Annotated in this window: 4 protein-coding genes; 2 read left to right on the plus strand and 2 right to left on the minus strand. The window is 46.4% G+C overall.

Annotated elements, in window-relative coordinates; translation table 11 throughout:
- Window positions 1-725 (plus strand): carbohydrate ABC transporter permease (locus AC5V8P_RS24740; protein ID WP_495473981.1); only part of this gene is annotated, 725 nt, incomplete at its 5' end.
- A gap of 76 nt (window positions 726-801) precedes the next feature.
- On the opposite strand, the gene AC5V8P_RS24745 is transcribed toward AC5V8P_RS24740, so the two are convergent.
- The gene (locus tag AC5V8P_RS24745; protein ID WP_064796608.1) at window positions 802-1,200 is read right to left on the minus strand and encodes a hypothetical protein; all 399 of its coding nucleotides are present in this window, start codon (window positions 1,198-1,200) and stop codon (window positions 802-804) included.
- 192 nt (window positions 1,201-1,392) lie between these two features.
- Here AC5V8P_RS24745 and AC5V8P_RS24750 point away from each other — a divergent pair, with 192 nt between their 5' ends.
- Complete coding sequence (locus tag AC5V8P_RS24750) at window positions 1,393-2,439, plus strand: hypothetical protein (RefSeq protein ID WP_064796607.1); 1,047 nt, start codon at window positions 1,393-1,395, stop codon at window positions 2,437-2,439.
- Window positions 2,440-2,650: 211 nt separating this feature from the next.
- Here AC5V8P_RS24750 and AC5V8P_RS24755 read toward each other — a convergent pair.
- The coding region (locus AC5V8P_RS24755; protein ID WP_495473982.1) for a LamG domain-containing protein at window positions 2,651-2,996 on the minus strand (346 nt) is incomplete at its 5' end.

The following is a 2,996-nucleotide window of genomic DNA, read 5'->3' on the forward strand; positions in this document are numbered from 1 at the left end:
AAACACAGGGTGAGATGTTTGCATCCTTTACGGCGTTGCCGACGAAACTTCACTTTGAAAATTATAGTCAGGCTTTTCATCAGACCCATTTGCTGAACAGCGCTTTAAATTCTACGATTATTTCTTTTATCGGCATTGGCGGGATCGTGGTCTGTTCTGCATTGGCAGGCTACAAGCTGTCTCGTACCAGTGGAAAACTAAGTAACGCGATTTTCTTCCTGTTTGTCGCCTCCATGCTGGTGCCGTTTCACTCCATAATGATACCGCTTACACGGATGGCAAAGGATTTGTCTGTTCAAGGCAGTACGTATGGCTTGGCTCTAATCTATATCGGCTTGGGTGTGAACATGGCAATCTTTTTATATCACGGATTCGTCAAATCCATTCCGCGTGAGCTGGAGGAATCCGCGCAAATGGACGGGTGCAATGAGTTCCAAACGTTCTTCCGCATTATATTTCCTTTATTGCTGCCGATCACCGTCACGATTGCTATTTTGGATTTCCTGTGGATTTGGAATGACTTTTTGCTTCCGCTTTTGATGCTGACGGATGTGAACCATTATACCCTGATTCTCTCGACCAATATGCTGTTTGGAGAGTACAACAAGGATTGGTCGCTTATTTTGGCCGCACTTGTGCTGACCTCCATCCCGGTGATCCTGATCTATGCCTTCTTTCAGAAATTCATTATGGAAGGCATTGCGGAGGGAGCGGTTAAGGGATAAGATGTACTTTTCATCGAAACAAAAGCCTTCCTTGTTTATAGGGAGGCTTTGTTTTGGATTAACAGCACATCCAATGTTACTTCAAGAAATTACTTATCATAAAAAGTAAAAGCGAAATGATGATTACAAATAGATAAATACCAGAAATCCATTTTCCCATTAGAGCTCCAAAATCTTTAGGATTTTTATATCCAATGATTATACTAGGAATGAAAAAAATACTGGATAGTAGAAGGCTGTAGTGAAATCCAGTATTGTCAACACGATTAGACCATGCGGGCAAGCCTAAAAAGGAAAACAGCTTATCCCCAAACGTGTAATTGCCAAGTTTGTAAGAAGCAGCTAGACCAAGAAGAGATAAAAGCAGTGAAAGTGATCCACGGCCTATGTTCTTTTTGTTTTTTCTCACCCATGCAAAGATAATCAGTAAAATTGCAATTGCTTGTATGCTGTAGGTCAATATCGTTAAGAACATGGAGTACCTCCTTGAACACCTAAAATCCAATGATAAGATGTCAATTTCGGGAATGAGTATACCATATTTTGGGATATATTCATATGACTTTCAACAACAAGTATCACTTTGCAATAGTGATTATAAGAACACATGGAACGCAGAGCGGCCTTAGCCATACAATATTTCATCTGAATGTAAAAGGAGATGATGATGTTGGCTACCTTCTCGGCCGCGCTTCAAGTGAAAAAGCGGATGGCCAAGCGAGTCTTAAAAATGTCCGGTGTCCACGGCATTGGCGTAGGCTACAGGGACCCTGCCCATCCCAAAAAGGGAGCCGCTGTCATTGTGTACACGGACCGTCTAGTGTCGGCCTCTACTGGACTCCTGTCGGCCACTGCCTTAGAAAAGAAATTGAGTGTTCCTGTTCGAATTGTAAAGACTGGAAAGATCAGAGCTCATGCTACGGACTATAAAGTGCGCATCCGCCCGGTCATCGCCGGCTATAGTATCGGGACGATTGAAGGCTCCGGTACCACCGGACTCATCGTCGCCCCAACTGGAGCGCCGGCTACGCGTTATCTTTTTAGCAATAACCATGTCCTCAATCCCTCCAATACAGACAATCGGGAGGCTACAATCCAGCCAGGCGGAGCCGATGGGGGAACGGTTGCCCAGGATCGTATAGGACGGCTGTATCGTTATGTGCGCTTGAATCGCACCGGAACAAACCTGATTGACGTGGCGCTTTCACTTCCGACCCGCAACAACCTGCTCAATCCGCGTTATGCTACAGTAGGAGTCATTCCGGGGCATGTTACCGCTTATCGTGTAGGGGAAAAATTGAAGAAGGTAGGACGTACGACCGGGCGGGTCAATGGCACGGTAGAGTCCGTCTATACGGACCTGCAAATCAATTATGGGGGAGAGTTGGGCTTACTGACCTTCGAAGATCAGACGGTTATTAGAGGTACGACTCCTGTATCCCTACCCGGGGATTCCGGCTCTGTATGGCTCAGACAGTCCGATAATTATGCAGCTGCGGTCAACTATGCAGGCACGGCAGATGGCCGCTTATCCATAGCTTTTCCGGTGCAGTGGTTCATGCAGGTATTCAACACACGAGTAGCCCGCCCCAGCGGGGCAGGCAAAGTGCTCACGGTAGATACAGGGTCTTCCCCTGGCTCCTATACTAGACAACTCACCAGTGAGGAGCTCGTTCGCTTAAGACCAAGAACGACCCGCATTAAACGGAGCTAAATGCTTCGAAAGCATCATCTCCCCGGATTTCTCCCCTGATTACAGAATGAATTCAAGAAATCCGGGGCGGAGGCGATGGGAAGCACCAGCAAGAATAAATTCACAATGCCAATCATTTATGAAGCAAATGTTTCACGATGCAAATCATTCATCATACAAATCATTCATAATCTAAAACATTAATGGTATGAAATGAATACGTACTTACACTCTAATCTGCCCCTTCAGCATATGCCTGGACTCCCGCATCATGGGCTGTAAGGGTGCTGCTTGCCGAGGCCAAGCCCCAGATTTCCTGGGCGGTCAGAGCTCTGTTGTAGATGATCAGCTCATCTACTGCACCATTCAGATAAGGATCATCAAACTGGGATTTCCCAATGTAGTTCCAATTTGTCAATCCAAGGCTGGCAGGCTTCAGCGTCATATTCGTGTTACGTGTCGCCTCTATGCCGTCCACATACATAATTCCGGTAGTGCCTGACAAGGTCACGACTACATGCTTCCAGACACCTGTCGCCAGTTCCGGGGCATTCAGCTGCTGTTCCTCTCCATTCCCT

The organism is Paenibacillus sp. N119s (assembly GCF_059447605.1).

Bases quoted from the DNA above. Each gene is read 5' to 3' on its own strand.
- AC5V8P_RS24745 (WP_064796608.1), bottom strand. From the start codon at position 1,200: ATGTTCTTAACGATATTGACCTACAGCATACAAGCAATTGCAATTTTA.
- AC5V8P_RS24750 (WP_064796607.1), top strand. From the start codon at position 1,393: ATGTTGGCTACCTTCTCGGCCGCGCTTCAAGTGAAAAAGCGGATGGCC.